The sequence below is a fragment of the Aquamicrobium defluvii genome (assembly GCF_004363725.1).
Classification (GTDB): Bacteria; Pseudomonadota; Alphaproteobacteria; order Rhizobiales; family Rhizobiaceae; genus Mesorhizobium; species Mesorhizobium defluvii.
Window position 1 is genome coordinate 54,232 of sequence record NZ_SNZF01000007.1, and the last position, 19,299, is coordinate 73,530.

The following is a 19,299-nucleotide window of genomic DNA, read 5'->3' on the forward strand; positions in this document are numbered from 1 at the left end:
CGCAGGCAACAAGAAGTCCGTAACGGACCGCACTGCCAGATATCGAACCCATGAGGGAACACTGACATGATCAGACGATCCATTTTGAAGGCATTTGCCCTCTCAGCCATCTCGCTGCCGATGTTTCTGACGACACCGGCCGTTCAGGCGCAGGACGCGCAGACGGTCGACATCGGCGTGCTTCTTTCCATGACCGGCAGCCTCGGCCGCGGCGGCAACAACGTCGTGCTCGGCATGCAGACGGCGCTGGAAGAAGTGAACGCGCTGTCGCCATCGCGGCAGTTCCGGCTCGTCATCGAGGACGACGAGTCCAGCCCGCAGGCCGCCATGGACGGCATCCGCAAGCTTGTCGACGTCGACAAGGTTCCGGTCGTGCTCGGAACGGTGGGCAGCGCCACCACCATTCCGACCGCGTCCTACTCCCTGTCGAAGAACATTGCCCATGTCGGCCTCACCGCCTCGTCGCCGGACGTGCGTTCGCTCGGCAAGGGCTACTTCTCGATCATCGCCACCGACGAGGTGATGGGCGCGGCCCTGGCAAAGTTCGCCATGGAAGACACCGGCAAGAAGAAGGTCGGCATCATCGTGGCCAACGACGCCTATGGTGTGGGCCTTGCCAAACGCATGCAGGAAGCGGTCGCAGCCAATGGCGGCGAGGTGGTCTCCGAAGTCCGCTATGAGGCGGGCCAGCCGGACTACCGTGCCGAGTTGCAGCGCCTGTTCTCGCCCAGGCCCGAGATCGTGCTTGCGGTGAGCTGGGGCGACAATGCCCGCCTGCTGACCAAGCAAGCCCATGAACTGGGCCTCATGCAGACCGTGCAGGGCGCATGGTATCAGCCCTATCCGGCCGAGATCGTGAACGCCTGCATCGCCGAGGCGTGCGAGGACGTGAAGGGGCTCGATATCGCTGCCGATCGCGGCGAACGCTTCCAGCAGCTCAGGGCCGCGCTCGAGACCCGTGTGGGCTCCGATGTGGTCATCGACTGGTTCATCGGCGTCGGCTACGATGCCGTATGGGTGACCGCGCTTGCCGTGGATCTGGCGAACTCCGCCGAACCCGCGGCCATTTCCGCCGCGCTGCCGAAGGCTTTCGAGATCTATCGCGGCGTCTCGGATGCGGACATGTCCGTCGATGCCGACGGAATCCAGCGCAATCAGGAGTATGGCAGCTTCGTCATCAAGGCCGGCAAGCTCGAACCCTATACGGCCAACTGAACGGTTGCGGGCGGTCTTGCACAAAGGCCGCCCGCACGGGACCTCCTGCACGGTGCCGGACGTACCGGGAAGACGTAACGGGAAAATGACGTCGACATGAATCTCACCCAGATACTCATCAATTCGCTGGTGCGCGCCAGCGAACTCGGGCTGATCGCCATGGGCGTCACCCTGGTGTTCTCGCTGTTGCGGTTCGCCAATTTCGCGCATGGCGAGCTGGCCCTCATCGGCGCCTATCTCGCCTATGCCCTGTCGGCGGCGGGGCTCGACCTGTGGCTGGCCATTCCGCTTGGCGCGGTCGCCACCGGCTTCATCGCGGTCGCCATCGACAAGGCGCTGTTCGCCCGCGTGCGCACCGCGCCGGGCCTTGTGCTGCTGGTCGCGTCCATGGGGCTTTCGCTGTTTCTCAAGAACGTCGTAGGCGCGATCTGGGGCACGAAATCCTACTCGTTCGAGGGCTCGCTGGCGCGCAGCTTCTCCTTTGCCGGCGGCTTCGTCACCTCCACGCAGGTGATCATCCTCGTCGTCAGCGTCATCGCCATGCTGTGCTTCCACCTGTTGCTTTCCCACACGCGGCTGGGCCGGGCGATGCGCGCGCTGGCCGACGACAGCGAGCTGGCGCGGGCGCGGGGCATCCGCGTCGAGGCGATCATCTCGAAGGTCTGGTTCATTGTCGGCAGCTATGCAGCACTCGGCGGCGCGCTGATCGGGCTGGAAACGGTGATCTCGCTGGAGCTGGGCTACAGCGTCATCCTGCCCGCCTTCGCGGCGGCCGTGCTGGGCGGCATCGGTTCCGTGCATGGCGCGATGCTGGGCGCGCTGATCATCGGCCTGGCCGAGAACATCGTGCTGGCCATCGACTGGTCGTTCCTTCCGGCCACCTCCGGGCCGCTCTACATCGATACGGGCTACAAGCTGGCCGTCGCCTTCCTGGTGATGGTGGCGGTGCTCATCCTGCGGCCGCGCGGCCTCTTCCAGGGAACGAGTGGCGACTGATGACCGATATCGTTCTTTATTTCGCGACCATGATCGGCATCTACACGATTGCCGCCATCGGCCTCAATTTCCAGTACGGCATCGCCGGGCTGATCAATTTCGGCGTCGTCGGCTTCTTCGCCATCGGCGCCTACACGTCCGGCCTGCTCACCCTTGCCGGCGCGCCGGTCTGGGCGGGCCTGCTCGCCGGCTCGCTAGTGGCCGGCATGGTCTCGGCGCTGATCGCGCTGCCGACACAGCGGCTCAACGTCCACTACTGGGCGATCACCACCGTGGGGCTGGCCGAGGTCATCCGGCTGATCCTGCTCAACGAGGACTGGCTGACGCGCGGCTCGTTCGGGCTGGTCGGCATACCGCGCCCGCTCGATGCCATTGTGCCGGCCGGATATCAGACGGCAGCCTTCTGCGCGCTGGTGTGGGCGCTGGCGGTCATCTGCTATCTGGCGTTGCGCCTGCTGGTGTCCTCGCCGTTCGGGCGCGTGCTCAAGGCGGTGCGCGAGGAGAACGATCTGGCCCTGTCCCTCGGCAAGCCCGTCTTCTCCATCAAGGTGCGGGCGCTTGCCATCGGCGGCCTGCTGATCGGGCTCGCAGGCGCGCTTTATGCGCATTACCTGACCTTCATTTCGCCGGCGGACTTCCTGCCAACGGTCACCATCATCATGTGGGCCATGGTCATGATCGGAGGTCGCGGCAACCTTGCGGCCTCGGTCGTCGGCGTGGCGGTCGTCACCGTGTTCCTCAACAGCACGCGCTTCCTCAAGGACGTCATCGCGCTCGACCCGCAGATGATCGCCAGCCTGCGCATGGTGGTGATCGGCCTGCTGATCATGGCGATCGTGGTTTACCGCCCCGACGGCCTGTTCCCCGAACGCAAGAAGGAGTTCGCAGATGGCGACACCCCTGCTGGCCGTTGAGCGCCTGTCCAAGAGCTTTTCCGGCTTCCACGCGCTTCAGGACGTTTCGCTGGAGGTGGGGGAGGGCAGCATCGTGGGGCTGGTCGGCCCCAATGGCTGCGGCAAGTCCACGCTGTTCAACTGCGTCAGCGGCTTCCTGCCGTTCGACGCCGGGCAGGTCCGCTTCAGGGGCACGCCGGTCGGCGGCATGGCTCCCCACCGGATCGCGCGCCTCGGGCTGGTGCGCACCTTCCAGAACGGCCATGCCACGAAACGCATGACGGTTCTGGAGAACATGCTGATGGCGGCTGGCGGCCAGACCGGCGAGCTGCCGTTGCAGGCGCTGTTGCGCCGTCCCGCGATCAGGATGCAGCAGACGGCTCTGCTCGGGCGGGCGCGCGAAATCCTCGAAACGCTGAAGCTGACGCGGGTCGCCAACGAATATGCCGGCAACCTGTCCGGTGGCCAGCAGAAGCTTCTGGCGCTTGGCCGCGCGGTGATGTGCGACGCGGATCTCATCATGCTGGACGAGCCGGCGGCCGGCGTGAACCCCACGCTGGTGCGCGAGTTCGTCTCCATGGTGCGCGATCTGCGCGACCGGTCGGGCAAGACCTTCCTGATCATCGAGCACGACATGAAGTTCATCAGCGGGGCCTGCGACCATGTGTTCGTGCTGAGCGCCGGCCGCAACCTTTCCTCCGGCACGCCGGCGCAGGTGCAGCGCGATCCGCGCGTGCTGGAGGTCTATCTGGGGAAGCGCCATGCAGCCGTTGCTTGAAGTCGCGAAGCTGCGCGCCGGATACGGTCCGGCCCAGGTGCTGCACGGGGTGGGCCTGTCCGTTTCGGCCGGCGAGATCGTGTCGATCATCGGGCCGAACGGCTGCGGCAAGTCCACGCTGCTCAAATCGATCATGGGTTACGTGCCATGGTCGAAGGGGGAAATGCGCCTCGAAGGCCACAGCATCCTTGGCAGGCAGACGGAAGAGCTGGTCGGGCTCGGGCTGGGGTTCGTTCCCCAGCTTGCCAACACGTTCAAAGGCATGACAGTTCGCGAGAATCTGGAGCTGGGCGGCTATACGCTCGACCGGGCGGCGGTGTCGCGGCGCATCGAGGAACTGGTCGGCATTTTCCCCATACTGGCTCCACGCATGCGCCAGAAGGCGGGCACCATGAGCGGCGGCGAACGCCAGACCGTGGCGCTCGCTTCCGCGCTCATGGCGGGGCCCCGACTGCTGCTGCTCGACGAGCCGTCCGCCGGGCTGTCGCCCTCGGCCACTTCCGATATGTTCGCAAGCGTGAAGGAACTTCCCGCCAGGCTCGGCATCACCGTGCTGATGGTCGAGCAGGATGTCTATGGCGCGCTCGAAATCTCCGACCGCGGCTATGTGCTGGCCATGGGCCAGAACGAATTTTCCGGCTCCGCGGCCGATATCCTCAACGACCGCCGCATAGGCATCGCCTATCTCGGCATGGATCCCGACGAACACGAGGCTGGCAATGACGCGTCGTAACATCTCCTCCGGCTCGCACTTCGAGGCGGCCTATGGATATTCCAGAGCGGTGGTGACCGGGAGCCAGGCCTTCGTTTCCGGCACGGTGGGCATGAATTACGCCACCGGCACGATCGATCCCGACGCGGCCATGCAGGTGGGCCAGATCGTCGCCAATATCGAGGCCGCGCTTGCGCAGGCGGATTTCGGGCGGGCTGACATCGTCCAGCTCACCACCTATATTGCCGGCGCAGAGCTGATGCCGGTGGTGGGGGCGGCGCTCGGCGAGGCATTCGGGGACATCCGGCCGGCCAATACGGTTGTGGTCGCAGGGTTCCCGGTGCCTGGTGTTCTGGTTGAGATCAGCGCGATCGCGGTGAGGGGCTGACGGAGAATGCAGTGTCCGGCTTGAAGGCTATCGATCCGATCGATCGGCAGGAAACGCTGGGCGGGATGGCCCATCGCAGCCTGCGCAGCGCGCTGATGGCCGGCAATTTCCGCCCTGGCGAGAAGATCACCATCCGGGCTGTCGCCGCCGTGCTCAATGTCAGCATGACGCCGGCGCGCGAGGCGCTTTTCAACCTCGTGGCCGAGGGCATTCTGGAGCTCGACCACAACCGCACGGTACGCATTCCGGCCCTGACGCCGGAGCGCGTGGCCGAAATCACGGCCATCCGCCTGTCGCTGGAGAAGCTCGCCACCGAGGCGGCAACCACGATCATCGACGACGAGACCGTCGACCGCATCGAGGCTTTCCACAACGAGCTTGTCGACTGCTTCGCCCGCAAGGACTACACGGCCATGATCGAGGCGAACTGGAGAGTCCATTTCACTCTCTACGAGGCCGCGGGAATGCCGACGCTCCTGAAGATGATCGAGAGCCTGTGGCTGACGGTGGGCTCCTACCTCGTCACCATCTATCCGGACTTCGCCACGCCGGCGGACGGCCTGCCGCATCATGAGAGGCTGATCGGGGCGCTGCGCACGCGCAATGCCTCCGTGGCCGCGCAGGCGATCGCCGCCGACATCGAGTTCTCGGCGGAAGCCCTCAAACGCGCCGTGGCCAGTCATCAGGAGGGGCAATCCAACGGGGCCGCAGTCTCCTTCAGGAAGCGTTAGATCGGTTCACTGACTGAGGGAATCGATGGGCTTCCGTGTTTGATGCTTTCGTGACTCAAGATGCTGGCTGGAACGGAGGCCATCATCTGATGACAGCACCTCTATCCAATGATCTTCGCGAGCGGGTTGTTGCCGCGGTGGGTTCCGGGGAAAGCTGCCGATCGGTCGCGGCCCGGTTCGATGTCGCCGTGTCGTCGGCTGGGCGTAAGGAAGCTGTACCGCCTGGAGGAGTCGCTGCCGAGAGTGCGAGAAATCGCGCGGAAAGCTCGGGGCCGATTGACAGCTCGATATCGGTTGCTGGCTCCACGGGGAAAACGAACGACGGTGCCTTGCGTTGCAATTGCCAGTGAACTGGCCGGCTTCATGTGGGCTGTTGCAAGGGAGGCGCAGGCGATCAGAACACAGGTGGCTACAGCGAAAGCACCTCGCGCATGGGAGAAGGCCGGACAACGGCAGGGGAATACCCGAAACAAAGGCGTCACATAAAAGGGATATTGAACAATCGTTTTTCAGATGCTATCAGAAAAACAGTTGTTCTACATAAGCCCGGCGGACGGCCGGCTGCCGGAAACTGCAGGGAGAAGGGCACCGATGTCATTGCCGCGTGTTACCTACACAAATCTGGGCGAGGATTTTTCCGGCGTGCATGCGCGCCTCGACGCCGAGCTTGAAAAGCTGGCAGCGGAAACGCTGGGCCGCACACATGCCGCCTCCATCGGCGGCAAGGATGAGGCGGGCTCCTCGACATTCTCCATATCTTCGCCCATCGACCGCGGCATCGTGCTTGGCAATTTCGCTTCCTGCGGCGCCGCAACGGTGGAGCGCGCGGTTGCAGCGGCCCGTTCAGGCGCAGCCGATTGGTCGGCGCTGCCCTGGCAGGAGCGCGTTGCGAAGCTGCGCCGCGCTGCCGACATTCTGGAGGAGCGCAAGTATGCTGTCTCCGCCGCCTGCCTTGTCGAGGTTGGCAAGTCGCGGATGGAAGCGGTGGGTGAGGTTGAGGAAGCAATAGACCTGATCCGCTATTACAGCGGCGAACTGGAGCGCAACGACGGCTATGAGGCCGAGGGCGACAAGGCCCTGCCGCAGGAGCGCAGCTGGTCGCGCCTGCGCCCCTACGGCGTCTTCGCCGTTATCGCGCCCTTCAATTTCCCGGTGGCGTTGTCCATCGGCATGTCCACGGCTGCCCTGCTCGGCGGCAATGCGGTGGTGTTCAAGCCGAATGAAATGAGCGCACTGACGGGCCGTCTGCTCGCCGAATGCTTCCTCGCGGCGGGTCTGCCGGCCGGCGCCTTCAATCTCGTCTATGGCGGCGCCGAGGTCGGCAAGGCGCTGGCGGAGCATCCGGGCGTCGATGGCATCGCGTTCACCGGCTCCAATGGCGTCGGCATGGAATTGTTGCGCCGCTACACCTGCGGCCGCGCCGCAAAGCCGGTTCTGGCCGAGATGGGCGGCAAGAACTCCACCTTTGTCGCCGCCGACGCCGATCTCGATGTCGCCGCTGCCGGTGTCATGCGTTCCGCCTTCGGCCTTCAGGGCCAGAAGTGCAGCGCGCTCTCCAAGGTCTATGTGGCCAGCACCGTGCGCGATGCCTTCGTTGAAAAGCTGCTGGCCCAGATGGCGACCATCGTCATCGGCGATCCGCGCCGGCAGGATGTCTATATGGGGCCGGTGATCAACGAAAAGGCCGTGGCGCGCTTCGAGAAGGCCGCGGCGCAAGCCGCGCGCGATGGGCAGGTTCTGGCCGGCGGCAAGCGCCTGAGCGAAGGCTTTATGGCGCGCGGCCTGTTCGTGGAACCGACGCTGGTGGCGGGTCTCGACGCCGATCATGCCATCAACCGCGAGGAACTGTTCCTGCCGTTCCTGTCCGTGCAGGAGTTCGCGTCGCTCGATGCGGCCATCGCCGACGCCAACCGCGACGCCTATGGCCTGACCAGCGGCATCTACACCGAGAGCAAGGCCATGCTGGAAACCTTTCTCGACACGATTCAGGCTGGCGTGCTCTACGCCAACCGTGCCACCGGCGCGACCACCGGCGCATGGCCGGGTATCCAGACCTTCTGCGGCTGGAAGGGCTCGGGTACGACCGGCAAGGGCGGCCTCGGACGCTGGTACCTGCCCCAGTTCATGCGCGAGCAGAGCCTGACCGTGTTCGGTCAGCCGGCAAACGCCTGACCCCGCGATGAGCTGCGCCACACCTCTGGTCGTCCGCGACCTGCGCAAGAGCTACGCCAGCCTTGAAGTGCTCAAGGGTGTCAGCCTGACCGCCAGCAAGGGCGATGTCGTCGCCATCATCGGCGGATCGGGCTCCGGCAAGAGCACCTTCCTGCGCTGCATCAATTTTCTGGAAACACCCTCGGCGGGTGAAATCAGCCTCTTTGGCGAGCCGGTGCGGCTAAAGCAGACGGCACGCGGCGCGGAGCCGGCCGACAAGGCCCAGCTGCGGCGCATGCGCACCCGGGTCGGCATGGTGTTCCAGAACTTCAATCTGTGGCCGCACATGACGGTTCTGCAAAACGTCATCGAAGCTTCGATCCATGTGCTGAAGCGCGCGCGTGCCGAAACGACCGACAAGGGCATGGCGCTGCTGGAGCGGGTGGGACTGGCCGACAAGCACGGCCACTACCCCTCGCAGCTTTCGGGCGGGCAGCAGCAGCGTGTGGCCATAGCCCGTACCCTGTGCGTGGACCCTGAGCTTCTGCTGTTCGACGAGCCGACCTCGGCTCTCGATCCGGAACTGGTGGGCGAGGTGCTGCGCGTCATGCGCATGCTGGCCGAGGAAGGCCGCACGATGATCGTCGTGACCCATGAAATGGCCTTTGCCCGTGAGGTATCCAGCAAGGTCCTGTTCTTCAGCCAGGGCCTTGTGGAGGAAGAGGGTGCGCCGGCCGAACTGTTCGGCGCGCCGCGTTCGGAACGTCTGGCGCAGTTTCTGGCCCGCGTTTCCGCGTGAAGATTTTTTGGAGAGGAGCAACATGAAAAAACTTATCGTACTCGCCATAACCGCCCTGATGGCTTCGGCCTCCCATGCACAGGAAGTGCTGAAGATGGGCGTCGAGGGCGCCTATGCGCCGTTCAACTACGTTCAGGCCGACGGCAAGGTCGCAGGCTTCGACGTGGACGTTGGCAATGCACTTTGTGAAAAGATGAACCGCACCTGCGAATGGACCACGCAGGACTGGCAGGGCATCATCCCTGCGCTTCAGGGCGGCAAGTTCGACGTGCTGATGTCATCCATGACCATCACCGAGGCGCGCCGCCAGCAGATCGACTTCACCCAGCCCTACTACATGTCCAAGGGCATGCTGATCGGCCGCGCCGATGCCAGTCTGGAATTCAGCCCCGAGGGCCTGAAGGGCAAGATGCTGGGCGCGGTGCGCGAGACGGTGAACGCCATCTATGTCGATGCCAAATTCGCCGATGTCGCCACCATTCAGACCTATGTGTCTTCCGACGACCTGTTCCTCGATCTGAAGAACGGCCGCCTCGATGCCGCCTTCGGTGATGCGACGGAGCTGAGCCCGTGGCTGAAGGATCATGGCGGCGATGAATTCGTGCAGATCGGCGAGACAGTCAGCGATCCGCTGCTGGGCGAAGGCATCGGCATCGGCGTGCGCAAGGGCGACAGCGAGCTTCTGGCCGAACTGAACAAGGCGCTCGATGCCATCGTCGCCGATGGCACCTTCGAAACCATCAGCCAGAAATATTTCGACTTCCCGCTGCGCTGACAGCCGGGAGGAAAGCGAAGCGAGGGGCGGCCATCACTGGCTCGGTCGCACCCCGCATCGCCCATCGCATCGGGTGACCGTCCGCCCTGCGCCAGGAAGGCGCAGCGCCACAACCGCGGGACCACAGCAGGCAAGGAGGCTTCGGATGGATTTGCAGGGCTTCGGCGCGCAGCTTCTCGCCGGCGCGTGGCTGACTGCGCCGCACTGCTCGGCAGCGCGCTGGGCTTCGCAACGATGCTGGCGAAAATTTCCGACAGCCGCCTGCTGCGCGCTGCCGGCTTCGGCTTCGCCAATCTGTTCCGGGCGCTGCCTGAACTGCTCGTCATCCTGATCGTCTATTTCGGCCTGCCGCAGATGCTGATGGCGCTGAGCGGACAGCGTGTGGAGATCGGCCCGTTCGTGGCCGGCGTCATCGCCCTGTCGCTGATCTTCTCGGCCTATTCCTCGGAAGTGTTCCGTGGCGCATGGCGCGGGATTCCGAAAGGTCAGGTCGAAGCGGCAATGGCCAGCGGCATGGGTCCATGGCTGATCCTGCGGCGCATCCGGTTCCCGCAGATCGTGCGCCTGTCGCTGCCCAGTCTCGGCAATCTGTGGCTGGTCCTTTTGAAGGATACTTCGCTGGTGGCGGTGATCGGTCTTCAGGAGCTGATGCGCAAGGCACAGATGGCGACCTCCGTGACCAAGGACCCGTTCACCTTCTACGGCACGGCGGCCCTGCTCTATGTCGTGATCTCGATTGTGTCCTCGGCCGGCCTGCAGGCTATGGAACGCCGTTCGCGGCGTGGGCTGGCGGCATAGGGAGGGAACGGACATGGCTTTCTTCTCCACCCTTGCCGGCATGTATGGGGAGCACTGGCGCGAACTTCTCAGCGGCCTGTGGTTGGCGCTCGCACTGGTCGCCGCCTCCTGCGGCCTTGGCTTTCTGGCGGCATTGCCCATCTCGCTCGGCTGCTCGTCTGAAAGCAAATGGCTGCGCTGGCCCGCTCAGGCGTTCTCGGTGGTGTTTCGCGGCTCGCCGCTCTACGTGCAGGTCTTTCTCGTCTATTTCGGCCTGCCGGCAGCCATGCTGGAGCTCTATGGCGGCAATGTCGGCGCGCTCAGGCAGAGCATGTGGTGGCCGCTTCTGTCGTCACCGTTCCTGCTGGTTCTGGTCGCCTTCACCCTCAACAATGCCGCCTACATGGCCGAGGATCTGCGGGGGGGATTGCAGTCGGTGCCGCGTGGATTGCAGGAAGCCGCACTGGCGCAGGGCATGGGCTACTGGCTGATCCAGCGCCGCATCGTTCTGCCGCTCGCCTTCCGGCAGGCTCTGCCTGCCCTGTTCAATGAGGTGATCTTCACTTTCAAGGCGACTGCGATTGCTTCCACCGTTACCCTGCTCGACCTGATGGGAGTAGGCAACAGGATCTTTTCCCGCACTTACGACGTCACGGCCTATATCGCGATCGCGGTGATCTATCTCATCGTCGTGGCCATCATGGCGCGGCTGTTCGGCCAGCTGGAAAGACACCTGTCACGCCACCTCCCCGGCGCATCATGACGAGGAGCAGGCAGGAAATGGCAAGGAACAACATTGATCGGGAGCAGTCGACGGCAATGTCGATGGATGAACTGACCGCTGCCATTCACGAGCGGATAGGGGCGATGCCGGCGCAGCTTGCCGCCGGAGCCCGCTTCATCCTCGACCACCCCGACGTGGTGGTGTCGTCCTCGATGCGCGACATCGCCATGTCGATCGGCGTGGCCCCGGCAACGCTGGTGCGGCTGGCGCGGGCGCTGGACTTCCAGGACTGGTCGTCCCTGCGCGAAATCTACGTCGCCGCCTATCGCGGCACTCCAGGGCTTTATGCGCGTGGCGCATCTGCGCTCGTGGAGGCCGGGAGCGGGGAAAGCCTGCTTGCCCGCATGGCCGATACGCTTGCGGCGCACACCACGCGACTCGGCTTCATCAACGACGCGGCGACATTCGATGCGGCCGTGCGCCGGCTGGCCGAAGCGCCGCGCATCTATGTGGCCGCCTTCCTGTCGTGCCGCGCGCCGGGGCTGACCTTCACCTACATCTCGCGCCTGTTCCGCGACGGGGTGCATCTGAGCGAGGCGTCGGGATCCTCGCTGGTTACCGAGCTTGCCACGCTCGACGAAAAGGATGTGGTGCTGTCGATCAATTTCAGCCCCTATTCGCGCGACTCCCTTCTTGTTGCCGGCGCGGTCAAGCGTTCGGGCGCAGGTCTGATCTCGCTGGCCGACAGCCGCGTAACGCCTTTGACAGACGTGGCCGAGCATGTGCTGCTGTTCGAGACGGCAAGCCCCTCCTTCTTCCCCACCATCGCCGCGGCCACGGCGCTGGTCGAAGCGCTGACGGCCGGCATGATGCGCCATCTGGGCGTGAAGGCGACCGAGCATTTGACCCGCGTGGAGCAAAGCCTCTACGCCGCCGACACCTATGTGGCGGCCAATGCCCGCAGCTCCAGTCCCGGCCCCGGCGCCGTCCCCGCATCGAAATCAAGTCCTCCCCCCACCACCGGAAACAACTCATGACCACGCATGTCTTTCACCGCGCCCTGAAATCCGCCTTGCCCTGTGTGGCGGGCGGAGACGGCATCACGCTCAGGGATGCGGAGGGCAGGACCTATATCGACGCCTGTGGCGGCGCTGCCGTTTCCTGCCTCGGTCATGGCCACCCGGCGGTTCTGGAAGCCATGGCCGCGCAGGCCAGGCAGGCGGCCTATATCCACACCTCCTTCTTCACCTCGCAAGCCGCTGAGAAGCTGGCCGCGCGCGTGGCGGAAAATTGCGGCGGCGACCTCAACCACGTCTATTTCGTCGACAGCGGCTCGGAAGCCACCGAAACTGCGCTGAAGATGGCGCGCCAGTACTGGCTGGAACGCGGCCAGCCGCAGCGCGCAAAAGTCATCTCCCGCCATTTCAGCTACCACGGCAACACGCTGGGCGCGCTCTCGGTGAGCGGCAACCGCTGGCGGCGCGAGCCCTATGCGCCGCTGCTGGCGGATGCCTCGTTCATCGAGCCCTGCTTCTTCTATCGCCACGCCGAGCCCGGCGAAACGCCGGAAGCGTATGGCGAGCGCGCCGCCGCGGCGCTCGAGAAGCAGATCCTGGAGCTCGGCCCTGAAACCGTCATGGCCTTCATCGCCGAAACGGTCGTCGGTGCCACAACCGGCGCGGTCACACCTGCACCCGGTTATCTCAAGCGCGTCCGCGAGATCTGCGACCGCTACGGCGTGCTTCTCATCCTCGACGAGGTGATGTGCGGCACGGGGCGCACCGGCACCTTTCTCGCCGCCCATGCCGAAGGTGTCGCCGCCGATATCGTCACGCTCGCCAAGGGGCTTGGCGGCGGCTATCAGGCAATCGCCGCCGTCGTGTGTTCCGACAAGGTCTATGAAGGCTTCTACAACGGCTCAGGCGTGTTCCAGCACGGCCTGACATATTCCGCCCATCCGGTTGCCTGCGCGGCCTCGCTCGCCGTGCAGGAGGTGATCGTCCGCGACAATCTTCTGGCCAATGTGCGGGCGCGCGGCGAGGATCTGACGCGCGCCCTGCATGGCCGCTTCGGCAACAACCACAATGTCGGCGACATTCGCGGGCGCGGCCTCATCCAGGCCATCGAGCTGGTGCGCGATCGCGGCGGGAAAACCCCGTTCGATCCGGCGCTGAAACTCAGCCAGCGCATCAAGGCGGAAGCCTTTGCGCGTGGGCTGATGGTCTATCCCGGCGCGGGCTGCGCCGATGGCCGCGCCGGCGACCACATCCTGCTGGCGCCGCCCTACATCGTCACCCCGGCGGACATCGAAGAGATCGTCTCGCGCCTCGGCGAGGCCGTGGATGCCGCACTCGTGGCAGTGAACTGAAACCCAGTACGATACAAGGCAGTAAGATGGCGCGCGATCCCCGCTTCGATATCCTGTTTGAACCCGTCCGCATCGGACCCGTCACCGCCCGCAACCGCTTCTATCAGGTGCCGCACTGTAACGGCATGGGCTGGACGCAGCCGCAGGCGCTGGCGGAACTGCGGGGCGTGAAGGCCGAAGGCGGCTGGGCGGTGGTCAGCACCGAAGAGGTGGAAATCCACCCGACCGGCGATTGCGAGCCTTTCCACGAAGGCCGTCTGTGGTCGGATGCCGACGTGCCGGCGCTGGCGCTGATGGCCGAGGCGGTTCATGCGCACAATTCGCTGGCCGCCGTCGAGATCATGCATCACGGCGCGTCCTCCGCCAACTGGTCGTCGCGCGAGATGCCGCTGGCGCCGTCGCACCGGCCGATCATTTACTACGCGCCGGTTCAGGCGCGGCGCATGGACAAATCCGACATCGCCGATTTCCGCCGCTGGCACCGCGAGGCGGCGCTGCGTGCCAAGAAGGCGGATTTCGACGTGATCTATGTCTATGCCTCGCATGACCTCAGCCTGCCCATGCACTTCCTGCAAGCCCGCAAGAACGACCGCATCGACGAGTATGGCGGCAATTTCGAAAACCGCGTGCGCCTGCTGCGCGAGGTGCTGGAAGACACGAAGGAAGCGGTGGGCGACCGCTGCGCGGTGGCGCTGCGCTTCGCCGTCGATGAAATGATCGGCGCCGACGGCATCACCAGCGACGGCGAGGGCCGCGACGTGGTCGAGCGGCTGGCCGAACTGCCGGACCTGTGGGACGTCAATGTGTCGACATGGTCGAACGACAGCGCCACCTCGCGCTTCCAGAAGGAAGGCTATCAGGAGGATTTCACCCGCTGGGTGAAGTCGGTCACCACGAAGCCGGTGGTCGGCGTCGGCCGCTATACCTCGCCGGACCGCATGGTCAGCCTGGTGAAGTCCGGCGTGCTCGATTTCATCGGCGCCGCGCGTCCTTCCATTGCCGACCCCTTCCTGCCGAAGAAGATCGAGGAAGGCCGCCTCGACGAAATCCGCGAATGCATCGGCTGCAACATGTGCGTGTCCTCGGACTACACCAACACCAATCTGCGCTGCACCCAGAACCCGACCATGGGCGAGGAGTGGCGGCGTGGCTGGCACCCGGAGCGCATCGCGCCGAAGGGATCGGACCGGACCGTGCTGGTGGTGGGCGCAGGCCCTGCCGGCCTTGAGGCGGCGCTTGCGGCCGGCCGCCGGGGCTATGAGGTGCATCTGGCCGAAGCCGGCACCGAGCTTGGCGGGCGGGTGAGCCGCGAAGCGCGCCTGCCCGGCCTTTCCGAATGGGGTCGCGTGCGCGACTGGCGCGTCACCCAGCTTTCCGTCATGCCGAATGTACATATCTACCGCGACAGCCCGCTGACGGCCGAGGATGTGCTGGCCTTCGGTGCCGGCCATGTCGCCATCGCCACGGGAGCCGACTGGCGGCGCGACGGCGTCGGTCGCGACCATGGCGCACCCATTCCCGGCTTCGACGATCCGCGCGTGTTCACGCCCGACGATCTGATGGACGGCAAGCGCCCCGAAGGTCCGGTCGTGGTCTTCGACGACGATCACTATTATATGGGCGGCGTTCTGGCGGAACTGTGCCGCTCGTGGGGGCTGGACGTGACGCTGGTGACGCCCGCCAACATTCCCTCCGCCTGGACCGTGAACACGCTGGAGCAGGGCCATATCGCAAAGCGGCTGGCGCGCCAGGGCGTCGCCATCGTCACCTCGGCGACGGTCACCTCATTCGGTACCGACTGCGTCGAGATATTCGACTATCTGCCCGGCACCGCCCGCAAGCTGAAGGCCGGCGGCATCGTGACCGTTACTGCACGTCTGCCGCGCGAAGGGCTTTATGAGGAACTGGCGGCGGCTCCCGAAAAGCTGGAGGAAGCCGGCATCTCGACGCTGCGCCGCATCGGCGACGTCTATGCGCCTTCCACAATTCAGGCTGCGACCTATTGGGGCCACCGTTTCGCCCGCGAACTGGATGCGGATGTGGTGGCGGCGGAAGACCTGCCGCGCGAACTGCCGCACGCCGCCCCCCTGCGCCGCCATTGGGGCTAGAGCCCGACCGGCAAATCAGATCGTCCGCAAGCCGGATTGGCTTGCGGACCATTCCCTGCGTCCACGCCCTCTCTTCATCCTCCGTCCCGCGAAGGAGGTTCGTCCACATCGAGCGGGTATCTCAAGTGACGGAGCCAACTTCATAAAGCAGCGTTCGCATCATAGGGTCGCTGCTGAGAAAGACAGGCTCACACGACTGTCCTCACCGGATTGATGCAGGTGTGGGGTTAACCCGGGAAAGGGGCCAGCAGCTTTCGAACTTCGGAAGCGGGACGGAAAGTCTATGGTGATGGCAAAGACCGGGGCGACGACAGGCCCCACGCCCGGAACTGTCATCAGCCTCCCGAAAACGGCATCATCCTTCGCAATGGACAACATCCGTTCATGAAAGACCGTGAACTGCTCGCAAAGCTTCTGAAAAGTGGCAGCCATTGAACATCGACGAGTTCTCTGAAGTGGAAGAGCCTTTATGCTCCAACCAACGTTACCGTCCGTCTTTGTCGCAAATCGGACGGTAACGTTGGTTGGAGGATGAACTATTCGTCGATCCCCAGCACCCGCGTCGGGGAAGGTGCCGCCCGCATGGCCAGGCGCATCGGCCAGATCATGGAGCCACGGGTTTCCAAGCGCCGGCAGGCCGGCTGACCGTCCGGCTCTATTCGATGGCGTCGAGGGCGCGCCTGTGCCGGTGCATTTCCAGGAAGATGCGATAGTCGCGGTCGAAACGCGCGGCGGCTTGCCTGTTCGGTAACCTGTGCGTTCCGTTCTGCTGCATGCCGATGCAGGCAGCGGCGAGGCCGGGATAAAGGCCGGCCGCCGTTGCCGCCAGGCTGGCCGTGCCGTTGAGCACGGAATCGTCCGACAGCGGCTCGACCACGGTACAGCCGGTGGCGTCGGCGTAGAGCTCCATCAGCAACGGGTTCCTCGTATGGCCCCCGGTCACATGCAGCGTGTCGATCAGATAGCCGTTGTCGTTCATCGTTTCGAGTATGTGGCGAACGCCGAGCGCTATGGAGACGGCGGTGCGCCAATAAAGCCGGCACAGCCCGTCGAACGAGGCGTCGAGCGTCAGGCCGCTGATGACGCCGAGCGCGTGCGGATCGGCCAGTGGCGAGCGGTTGCCGTGGAAATCCGGCAGCACATGAAGGCGGCCGGCAAGATCGGGACCTTCGACGGCGCGCAACTCCATGATGCGGTCCACGATCCGCGCATGCATGGCGACATCCGGCTCACCGCCCGCGCCGTGACAGCGTATGATATGGTCGAGCAGCGCGCCGGTGGCCGACTGGCCGCCTTCCGTCAGCCACAGGCCCGGCAACGCCGCGCCGAAGTAAGGGCCCCAGAAGCCGGCGAAGGGCTGCGGTTCGGGCGACAGGGCCATGACGCAGCTCGACGTGCCGGCAATCAGCGCAAGGTGACGGCCGATGCCGGACGCGTCGCCGGCGAAGCGCCCGAGCACGCCCAGCGCGCCGGCATAGGCGTCGATGACCCCGGTGCCGACGACGCAGCCCCGCGTCAGGCCAAGCTCATCGGCGGCTTCGGCCGACAACGCGCCGAGACTGGTCCCCACCGGGCTGGCGCGCTGCGGCAGGTTCGCCCGCCCGAACAGATCGCCGAGGCCGATCTGGTCGAAGAAATCGGGACGCCATGGCTCGTCTTCGTGGGCGAGATAGGTCCATTTCGCGGTGAGCGTGCATTGCGAGCGCGCCGCCGATCCGGTCGCCTTCCACGACAGGAAGTCGGCGAGGTCGAAGAAATAGCCGGCCTGCGCCCAGCTTTGCGGCAGGTGGCGTTTCAGCCACATCAGCTTCGGCGTCGCCATCTCGGGCGACATGACGCCCCCGATGAAGTCCAGCACGGCGTGGCCCGTATGCGTGCATTCATCGGCTTCGGCGATGGCGCGATGGTCGAGCCAGACAATGGTGTCCCAGCGCCGCTCGCCGCCGGCTGAAACGCTGACCTGCCCGCCTTGCCGGTCCCGCGCCACCAGCGAGCAGGTGGCGTCGAAGGCCAGCCCGACGATTTCCTGCGGGGCGATTTCGGCCTTTTCGCGCGCCGCGCGCACGGCCTTGCAGACGGCCCGCCAGATGTCTTCCGAATCGTGCTCGGCATGATTGGGCAGGGGCTGGTGCAAGGCGATGGGACAGGTGGCGCGGCCGAGCAGGACGCCATCGCGGTCGAATATTCCGGCCCGCGCGCTGCCCGTGCCAACATCGACAGCACAGACATATCCGCTCTTCAACACGCCGCTCTCTTGATCACACGCCTGCAAGGCCGGCCATCGCAACTGCCGGCGACTATAGAGGCCGCACCGGGCGACGCAAGCGGTGAAGGCGGATCGGAGCGAGGCCGGCGCTACGGCAAGGGCGGCTTCATGGGCTCGACAAATAGCGGCGCAGCGTCTCGCGCGCCCCGTTTGCCCACAGGTCCTGCAAGGCCGTGGCGAAGGCCGCCGAGAAAACGGGCGAGCGCCTGACATCGCCGTAGATGTCTTCCATCGCCAGCCATGCGCCGGGGTCGCTGCGTGCGGCTTTGGCGGTTGCCTGCATGCGATCCCAGTTCGGATCGTTCGGCTCGATGACGGCGCCGGAATCCGTGGTGCCGAAGCAGTAGCGGCACCACAGGGCGGATTCGAGCGCCAGCCCGGCAATACGCTCGCCGGCCTTCAGCCGGTCGGCAATGGTGGGGATGATGAATTTGGGCTGGCGGTTGGAGCCGTCGAGGCACAGCCGGCGCACCGTGTCGCCGATCTTCGGGTTGGAAAAGCGCTTCTCGATAAGCCGGTAGTAGTCCTCGATGCTGGTATCGGGCACCGGCGGCACGGTCGGGATGATTTCCTCGTGCTCGACCCTGGCCAGGAAGTCGCGCACCAGCTTCTCCTGCATAGCCTCGTGGACGAAGTGGATGTCCATCAGCCCGGCGGGATAGGCGATGGCCGCGTGCCCGCCATTGAGGATGCGTATCTTCATCAGCTCGTAGGGCGCCACGTCGGCGACGAACTGCACGCCGGCCTGCTCCAGCGGCGGACGTCCGGCGGTGAAGCGGTCTTCCAGCACCCATTGCCGGAAGGGCTCGCAAAAAACCGGCCAGTTGTCCCCGACCCCGAAATCGTCCGCCAATATCGCGCGCTCCCGATCCGTGGTCGCGGGCGTGATGCGGTCGACCATGCTGTTCGGGAACGCGACGGTCCGCGCCACCCAGTCGGCAAGCTCGTCATCGACCAGACGGGCGAGCCCGATCACGCCGTCGGCGGTCACCCGGCCATTGTGGGGGATGTTGTCGCAGGACATCACCGTGAAGGGCACGATGCCGGCGGCCCTGCGCCGCATAAGCCCGGCCAGCATGAGTCCGAACACGGTTTTCGGGCTGGCGATGTTCCCGGCGTCGGCCATGATGCCTGGATGGGCGGGGTCGAAATGGCCGGACGCCGGATCGATGAAATAACCGCCCTCGGTAATGGTCAGGGAAACGATGCGGATTGCAGGATCGGCCAGCCGCCCGACGATGGCGGCGGTATCTCCCGGCACGATGAAATCGACCATGGCGCCGGTAACGCGCGCGTCGATATGGTTCTCGTCCTGCTCGACCACCGTCGTCAGCCAGTCCTGTGCCCCGAGCTTGTCGCGGTTCGCCCTTTCGCCTTCGAACACGCCGGCCCCGACCAGCGCCCAGTCATGGCCGATGCCGGCGTTGAACAGATCGTCCAGATAGACGGCCTGATGCGAACGGTGGAAATTGCCGACGCCGAAATGCAGGATGCCTGGGCTCAGGCTGTCGCGCGCGTAGCGCGGCCTTGCCACCCCGGCGGGAAGTGCTGCGAGGGTTTTCAGCGCCAGCTTGACGGTCATGACTGCGTTTCCTTTCAAAAGCCGGCTACGGGCCGA

The 19,299-nt window shown here is 65.2% G+C and carries 18 protein-coding genes and 2 pseudogenes; 17 read left to right on the forward strand and 3 right to left on the reverse strand.

Translation table 11 applies throughout. The annotated features are described in order from the left end of the window. The first annotated feature begins 66 nt into the window (after positions 1–66). From DES43_RS07095 to DES43_RS07175, 17 genes and pseudogenes are all read left to right on the forward strand, one after another. Positions 67–1,215, forward strand: coding sequence for an ABC transporter substrate-binding protein (locus DES43_RS07095; protein ID WP_035026998.1), 1,149 nt, complete (start codon positions 67–69; stop codon positions 1,213–1,215). 96 nt (positions 1,216–1,311) lie between these two features. Then, positions 1,312–2,211: a branched-chain amino acid ABC transporter permease gene (locus tag DES43_RS07100; RefSeq protein ID WP_035026997.1), complete on the forward strand. Its 900-nt coding sequence runs from the start codon at positions 1,312–1,314 to the stop codon at positions 2,209–2,211. Continuing rightward, positions 2,211–3,125: a branched-chain amino acid ABC transporter permease gene (locus DES43_RS07105; RefSeq protein ID WP_051520580.1), complete on the forward strand. Its 915-nt coding sequence runs from the start codon at positions 2,211–2,213 to the stop codon at positions 3,123–3,125. Before DES43_RS07100 ends, DES43_RS07105 begins: the two co-directional genes overlap by 1 nt. Next, on the forward strand, positions 3,100–3,882 hold the full coding sequence (locus DES43_RS07110) for an ABC transporter ATP-binding protein (protein ID WP_133674875.1): 783 nt from the start codon (positions 3,100–3,102) through the stop codon (positions 3,880–3,882). Before DES43_RS07105 ends, DES43_RS07110 begins: the two co-directional genes overlap by 26 nt. Continuing rightward, positions 3,866–4,615 (forward strand): ABC transporter ATP-binding protein, encoded by a 750-nt coding sequence (locus DES43_RS07115; RefSeq protein ID WP_063608048.1) that lies wholly within the window; start codon positions 3,866–3,868, stop codon positions 4,613–4,615. The genes DES43_RS07110 and DES43_RS07115 overlap by 17 nt, the downstream gene beginning before the upstream one ends. Continuing rightward, positions 4,602–4,982: a Rid family hydrolase gene (locus DES43_RS07120; protein ID WP_035026993.1), complete on the forward strand. Its 381-nt coding sequence runs from the start codon at positions 4,602–4,604 to the stop codon at positions 4,980–4,982. The genes DES43_RS07115 and DES43_RS07120 overlap by 14 nt, the downstream gene beginning before the upstream one ends. 11 nt (positions 4,983–4,993) lie before the next feature. After that, positions 4,994–5,713 carry a GntR family transcriptional regulator gene (locus tag DES43_RS07125; RefSeq protein ID WP_051520579.1) on the forward strand — a complete coding sequence of 240 codons (720 nt, stop codon included), beginning with the start codon at positions 4,994–4,996 and terminating at the stop codon, positions 5,711–5,713. A gap of 89 nt (positions 5,714–5,802) precedes the next feature. Next, a pseudogene (locus DES43_RS22670) lies at positions 5,803–5,913 on the forward strand (IS630 family transposase); the annotation flags it as partial. Beyond that, positions 5,909–6,103, forward strand: a pseudogene (locus DES43_RS22835) (IS110 family transposase); the annotation flags it as partial. The pseudogenes DES43_RS22670 and DES43_RS22835, both read left to right, overlap by 5 nt. A 201-nt stretch (positions 6,104–6,304) precedes the next feature. After that, positions 6,305–7,885, forward strand: coding sequence for an aldehyde dehydrogenase family protein (locus tag DES43_RS07140; RefSeq protein ID WP_035026991.1), 1,581 nt, complete (start codon positions 6,305–6,307; stop codon positions 7,883–7,885). A 7-nt stretch (positions 7,886–7,892) separates the two neighbouring features. Then, the gene (locus tag DES43_RS07145) at positions 7,893–8,663 is read left to right on the forward strand and encodes an ABC transporter ATP-binding protein (RefSeq protein WP_035026989.1); all 771 of its coding nucleotides are present in this window, start codon (positions 7,893–7,895) and stop codon (positions 8,661–8,663) included. A gap of 22 nt (positions 8,664–8,685) precedes the next feature. Then, positions 8,686–9,438, forward strand: coding sequence for a transporter substrate-binding domain-containing protein (locus DES43_RS07150; RefSeq protein WP_035026988.1), 753 nt, complete (start codon positions 8,686–8,688; stop codon positions 9,436–9,438). Between the two features lie 186 nt (positions 9,439–9,624). After that, on the forward strand, positions 9,625–10,236 hold the full coding sequence (locus DES43_RS07155; RefSeq protein WP_245514536.1) for an ABC transporter permease: 612 nt from the start codon (positions 9,625–9,627) through the stop codon (positions 10,234–10,236). A gap of 13 nt (positions 10,237–10,249) precedes the next feature. Beyond that, entirely contained in the window at positions 10,250–10,978 is a 729-nt protein-coding gene (locus DES43_RS07160; protein ID WP_051520578.1) for an ABC transporter permease, read from the forward strand. Between the two features lie 17 nt (positions 10,979–10,995). Then, positions 10,996–11,976, forward strand: coding sequence for a MurR/RpiR family transcriptional regulator (locus tag DES43_RS07165; RefSeq protein ID WP_166647715.1), 981 nt, complete (start codon positions 10,996–10,998; stop codon positions 11,974–11,976). After that, entirely contained in the window at positions 11,973–13,307 is a 1,335-nt protein-coding gene (locus DES43_RS07170; protein ID WP_035026984.1) for an aspartate aminotransferase family protein, read from the forward strand. Before DES43_RS07165 ends, DES43_RS07170 begins: the two co-directional genes overlap by 4 nt. A 26-nt stretch (positions 13,308–13,333) precedes the next feature. Further along, positions 13,334–15,415 carry an oxidoreductase gene (locus DES43_RS07175; RefSeq protein ID WP_035026982.1) on the forward strand — a complete coding sequence of 694 codons (2,082 nt, stop codon included), beginning with the start codon at positions 13,334–13,336 and terminating at the stop codon, positions 15,413–15,415. A 159-nt stretch (positions 15,416–15,574) separates the two neighbouring features. Here DES43_RS07175 and DES43_RS23255 read toward each other — a convergent pair whose 3' ends face one another. From DES43_RS23255 to DES43_RS07190, 3 genes are all read right to left on the reverse strand, one after another. Further along, on the reverse strand, positions 15,575–15,847 hold the full coding sequence (locus DES43_RS23255) for a transposase (RefSeq protein WP_036993051.1): 273 nt from the start codon (positions 15,845–15,847) through the stop codon (positions 15,575–15,577). A gap of 223 nt (positions 15,848–16,070) precedes the next feature. Further along, positions 16,071–17,660, reverse strand: a complete 1,590-nt coding sequence (locus DES43_RS07185) for an FGGY-family carbohydrate kinase (protein ID WP_425359062.1) — start codon at positions 17,658–17,660, stop codon at positions 16,071–16,073. A gap of 127 nt (positions 17,661–17,787) precedes the next feature. Then, on the reverse strand, positions 17,788–19,263 hold the full coding sequence (locus DES43_RS07190) for a mannitol dehydrogenase family protein (protein ID WP_035026978.1): 1,476 nt from the start codon (positions 19,261–19,263) through the stop codon (positions 17,788–17,790). Positions 19,264–19,299: the final 36 nt, after the last annotated feature.

Excerpts from the sequence above, each read along its gene's own strand:
- DES43_RS07095 (WP_035026998.1), top strand. The coding sequence starts at position 67 with ATGATCAGACGATCCATTTTGAAGGCATTTGCCCTCTCAGCCATCTCG.
- DES43_RS07100 (WP_035026997.1), top strand. The coding sequence starts at position 1,312 with ATGAATCTCACCCAGATACTCATCAATTCGCTGGTGCGCGCCAGCGAA.
- DES43_RS07105 (WP_051520580.1), top strand. The coding sequence starts at position 2,211 with ATGACCGATATCGTTCTTTATTTCGCGACCATGATCGGCATCTACACG.
- DES43_RS07110 (WP_133674875.1), top strand. The coding sequence starts at position 3,100 with ATGGCGACACCCCTGCTGGCCGTTGAGCGCCTGTCCAAGAGCTTTTCC.
- DES43_RS07115 (WP_063608048.1), top strand. The coding sequence starts at position 3,866 with ATGCAGCCGTTGCTTGAAGTCGCGAAGCTGCGCGCCGGATACGGTCCG.
- DES43_RS07120 (WP_035026993.1), top strand. The coding sequence starts at position 4,602 with ATGACGCGTCGTAACATCTCCTCCGGCTCGCACTTCGAGGCGGCCTAT.
- DES43_RS07140 (WP_035026991.1), top strand. The coding sequence starts at position 6,305 with ATGTCATTGCCGCGTGTTACCTACACAAATCTGGGCGAGGATTTTTCC.
- DES43_RS07145 (WP_035026989.1), top strand. The coding sequence starts at position 7,893 with ATGAGCTGCGCCACACCTCTGGTCGTCCGCGACCTGCGCAAGAGCTAC.
- DES43_RS07150 (WP_035026988.1), top strand. The coding sequence starts at position 8,686 with ATGAAAAAACTTATCGTACTCGCCATAACCGCCCTGATGGCTTCGGCC.
- DES43_RS07160 (WP_051520578.1), top strand. The coding sequence starts at position 10,250 with ATGGCTTTCTTCTCCACCCTTGCCGGCATGTATGGGGAGCACTGGCGC.
- DES43_RS07165 (WP_166647715.1), top strand. The coding sequence starts at position 10,996 with ATGGCAAGGAACAACATTGATCGGGAGCAGTCGACGGCAATGTCGATG.
- DES43_RS07170 (WP_035026984.1), top strand. The coding sequence starts at position 11,973 with ATGACCACGCATGTCTTTCACCGCGCCCTGAAATCCGCCTTGCCCTGT.
- DES43_RS07175 (WP_035026982.1), top strand. The coding sequence starts at position 13,334 with ATGGCGCGCGATCCCCGCTTCGATATCCTGTTTGAACCCGTCCGCATC.
- DES43_RS23255 (WP_036993051.1), bottom strand. The coding sequence starts at position 15,847 with ATGGCTGCCACTTTTCAGAAGCTTTGCGAGCAGTTCACGGTCTTTCAT.
- DES43_RS07190 (WP_035026978.1), bottom strand. The coding sequence starts at position 19,263 with ATGACCGTCAAGCTGGCGCTGAAAACCCTCGCAGCACTTCCCGCCGGG.